This window comes from Mitsuaria sp. TWR114 (assembly GCF_007997345.1).
On record NZ_VOSR01000526.1, the window covers coordinates 1 to 3,596 of the forward strand.

Sequence of the window (3,596 nt, forward strand, 5' to 3'; positions counted from 1 at the left end):
CCGGCGCCAGCAGCGCCTGCACCGAGGTCGCGTGCAGGCTGTCGAAGGCCAGCGCCAACGCCGCCAGCGACATCTCCGCCGCATACCCCTGGCCCCAGTGGTCGGACAGGAAGTGGAACTCCAGCAGCAGCGCCGGCGCGCCGCAGATCCGTCCCCGGCTCAGGCCGCCGAAGCCGATCGCGCCGAGCGAAGGCTGCTCGCGCAGCGCGACCGCCCACGGCCCCAGTCCGTCGCGCGCCCACAGCCCGCGCCATTGCTCCAGCCGCTCGGACATGGCGGGACCGCCGGATTCGAATCGACGATTCGCCGGGTCGCACAGCAGGTCGCGGAAGGTCCGGGCGTCCGCCGCCGCGGGCGGACGCAGGGTCAGCCGGGGCGTGTGGGTGAGCCGCTCGACGGCCGGGATGGAGAAGAGGGGGGCAAGCATAGGGGTTAACCCGCAAATTATGCGCCTGCGCCGCATTTCAAGTCATCTCCCGACCGCTCGGTCGGTGACCGCAGCGGGACTTGCGTCACGAAAGGTGACGAAGGCGTTGGAACCCTGGAAGTTTTGGCCCCTTGCGCGCAGATCGCCCGCTGCTTGTGCCGATCCCAAGGCCGCTCCCGGGGCCGTTACCCCGGCCGCGCCGGGCGACAGCCCAGCGACAGGTCGGCGCGGGCCGACTCGCATAGCATTCCCGGCATCCGCGGGCCCGGCGGGGGACTTCCCCCCATCCGGGCTCCCTCCCCAGGACGACGCGGCGCCCGGCGCCGCAGGAACGTGAGCCTCGTCATGAAGCTGCTGGTCATCGAAGACAACCCGGACATCGTCGCCAACCTGTTCGCCTACCTCGAGCCGATGGGCTACGAGCTGGACGTGGCCCGCAACGGCCTGGGCGGGCTGGCGCAGGCCGCCGCCGGCTCCTACGACGCGATCGTGCTGGACCTGACCCTGCCCGGCCTGGACGGGCTGGACGTGGCCCGGCGCCTGCGCAAGGACTTCCGCCGGCCGACCCCCATCCTGATGCTGACCGCGCGCGACACCATCGCCGACAAGGTCACCGGCTTCGAGAGCGGCGCCGACGACTACCTGGTCAAGCCCTTCTCGCTGGTCGAGCTGGAGATCCGCCTCAAAGCGCTGATGCGGCGCTCCCACGGGCTGAACCTGAGCTCGGCGGTGAGCTACGCCGACGTCAGCTTCGACCCCGACACGCTGGAAGCCACCCGCGCCGGCAAGCCGCTGCAGCTCACGCCCACGGGCTACAAGCTGCTCTCGGCCTTGCTGCGCGAGGCCCCCAAGCTGGTCCGCCGCGAGGACCTGGAACGCGAGGTCTGGGGCAACGACCCGCCCGACAGCGATGCGCTGCGCACCCACATCCACGCGCTGCGCTCGGCGTTGGACAAGCCCTTCCCCGTCCCGCTGCTGAAGACCCATCCGGGCATCGGATACCGGCTGGTGTCGCCCGATGCGGGCTGAGCCCCGCGTGACCCGCGCCCCCTGGCGCCTGCGCTCCACCGCCGCGCCGACGACGCTGCGCACGCGCGTCGCCGCGGCCTTCCTGCTGCTGACCCTGCTGGTCTGCGGGGCCTTCGCCGTGGCGGCGGTGCGCATCGCCTCGAGCATCGAGGACCGCCTGATCGACCAGCGCCTGAGCCGCACCGCCGATGAGCTGATCGCCCGCGAGCGGCAGGGCCTGGAGCCCGACCTGCCGCCCAGCGTCACGCTCTACCGCGGCACGGAGATCCCGGCCCCGCTGCGCGGGAAGCCGCCCGGCAAGTACACGCTGCCGCAGGACGGCCAGCTGGTCAGCGCGCTGGTCCGGAACGACCTCGGCCCGGTCTTCGTGCTGACCGACCGCGACGAGGACTTCGCCAAGATCGAGGCGGGCGTCTACGGCCTGCTGGGCCTGGCCTTCGTCTGCTGCCTGGGGCTGGCGCTGTTCCTGGCGCAGCTGACCGCGAGCCGCATCGTCGCGCCGGTGACCGCGCTGGCACGCGCGGTGGAGACCGGCGCCGCGCCGCGCGAGTACCCGCTGCAGGATTCCACCGACGAACTGGGCGTGCTGTCGCGCGCCTTCGCCGCCAAGACCGAGGCCCAGCAGCGCTACCTGGACCGCGAGCGCTGGTTCACCGGCGACGTCAGCCATGAGCTGCGCACCCCGCTGGCGGTGATGCTGGGCGCCGCCGAGGTCCTGAAGGCGCGCCTGCACGGCCGCGACGACATGGTCGAGCTGGCCGAGCGCATCCGCCGCACCGCCGCCGACACCAGCGAGCGCGTGGTCGCGATGCTGCTGCTGTCGCGCGATCCGGCCAGCATCGGCGCGCCGCCGACCGCGGTGCTGCCGCTGCTGCGCCAGGAGATGGAGCGCTGCCGGCCGCTGCTCAAGGGCAAGGCCGTCGAGATGACGCTGCATGCCGCTCCCGCCGATGCCGCCCTGGAAGTGCCGGCGCGGCCCGAGCTCGCGGCGATCGCGCTGGGCAACCTGATCCGCAACGCCTGCCAGTTCACCGAGGAAGGCCGCGTCGACATCCGGCTCGAGGCCGGCCGCGTCGTCATCGAGGACACCGGCATCGGCATCCCGCCGGCCGTGCGCGACCGCATCTTCGACCGCTTCATGCAGGTGGACCCGGCCGGCGCCGGCAGCGCCGGCCTGGGCCTGGCCATCGTCAAGCGCGTGGCCGAGCACCTGGGCTGGACCGTCAGCCTGGAGGCACCCGCCAACGGCGGGACGCGCTTCGCGCTGAGCTTCGGGCAGGCGTCCAGGGAGCGGGACATTCTCCCCACTTGAAGCGCGACATCCGCTGGACGGGTCGGCCGTCCCACCTATACTGTATGCACATACAGTTCCCAACGTCGGTGTCACGACCGGCGTTGTCGTCTCTTCCGCCGACCGTCCCGCTGATCGTTCCGCCGACCGCCCCGCCATGTCCGCCCTGCCCTTGCCCCTTCCCCCCGCCGTGGCCGAGGCCGTCTGGCGCGGCGACGCGCTGGGCCGCGGCACCGACACGGTCTGGCCCAGCGGCTTCGACGCGCTGGACGCGGAACTGCCCGGCGGCGGCTGGCCCGGCCGCCAGCTGACCGAACTGCTGCTGCCGCAGTTCTCGCTGGCCGAATGGCGGCTGGCCGGCCCGGCGCTGCGGCGCGTGGTGGCCGACGGCGCCGCGGTGGCGATGGTCGGCCCGCCCAAGCGCCCGCACCTGCCCGGCCTGATGCACCTGGGACTGGACGAGCGCCACCTGGTCTGGATCGACGCGCGCGCGCCCTCGGAGCGGCTCTGGTGCGCCGAGCAGCTGATCAAGTCCAACGCCGCCGGCGCGGTGCTGGCCTGGATGCCGCAGGCCGCGCCGGAACAGCTGCGGCGGCTGCAGGTGCTGGCGCAGTCCTTCGAGGGGCCGGTGTTCCTGTTCCGGCCGCTGGCCGCGCGCCACGACCCCTCGCCAGCGCCGCTGCGGCTGCAGGTGACGATCGACGTCGACTGGGCGCTGGACGTCCTGATCCTCAAGCGCAAGGGCCCCGCCCATGAGACGCCGCTGCGGCTGACGTCCATCCCGGGCGGGCTCGAGCGGGTGCTGACGCCCCGGGTGATGCGGCCCAGCACGATGCGCCCCGTCGCGCC

General features: G+C 73.2%; 4 protein-coding genes. 3 read left to right on the forward strand and 1 reads right to left on the reverse strand.

Annotated elements, in window-relative coordinates; all coding sequences use genetic code 11:
* Positions 1–427: GNAT family N-acetyltransferase (locus FUT87_RS18465; RefSeq protein ID WP_186830614.1), on the reverse strand; the 427-nt coding region annotated here is incomplete at its 3' end.
* Between the two features lie 345 nt (positions 428–772).
* Here FUT87_RS18465 and FUT87_RS18470 point away from each other — a divergent pair.
* The 3 genes from FUT87_RS18470 to imuA form a co-directional block, all read left to right on the forward strand.
* The gene (locus tag FUT87_RS18470; protein WP_091725845.1) at positions 773–1,456 is read left to right on the forward strand and encodes a response regulator transcription factor; all 684 of its coding nucleotides are present in this window, start codon (positions 773–775) and stop codon (positions 1,454–1,456) included.
* Between the two features lie 7 nt (positions 1,457–1,463).
* On the forward strand, positions 1,464–2,768 hold the full coding sequence (locus FUT87_RS18475) for a HAMP domain-containing sensor histidine kinase (protein WP_175538318.1): 1,305 nt from the start codon (positions 1,464–1,466) through the stop codon (positions 2,766–2,768).
* Positions 2,769–2,904: 136 nt separating this feature from the next.
* Positions 2,905–3,596: translesion DNA synthesis-associated protein ImuA (imuA, locus tag FUT87_RS18480; RefSeq protein WP_147241969.1), on the forward strand; the 692-nt coding region annotated here is incomplete at its 3' end.

Bases quoted from the DNA above. Each gene is read 5' to 3' on its own strand.
- FUT87_RS18470 (WP_091725845.1), top strand. From the start codon at position 773: ATGAAGCTGCTGGTCATCGAAGACAACCCGGACATCGTCGCCAACCTG.